This window comes from Desulfocurvus sp. DL1XJH-121, assembly GCF_054819825.1.
Window position 1 is genome coordinate 1 of sequence record NZ_JBTVWW010000221.1, and the last position, 232, is coordinate 232.

The 232-nt window shown below is 51.3% G+C and carries 1 protein-coding gene; it reads left to right on the forward strand.

Annotated elements, in window-relative coordinates:
- A partial coding sequence (locus ACYYG1_RS17945; protein ID WP_461211687.1) for a phage minor tail protein L occupies positions 1-232 on the forward strand: 232 nt, incomplete at both ends.

Here is a 232-nt window from a genome sequence, read left to right on the forward strand (position 1 = left end):
CTGTTCAGGCTCAGGGGTTCGAAGTCACCAGTGATGGCAATGCGCCCACGCCAACACTCAGTGTTGCCAATCTGGATGGGACGATCTCTGCCTTATGTCTGGTTTACGACAACATGGCGCAGGCCAAAGTGATCCGTCACTTCACTTTTGCTCAATATCTTGATGCGCGTAACTACCCGGAGGGTAATCCAGAGGCTGATCCGACGAAAGAAAAGCTGGACGTGTTCTATAT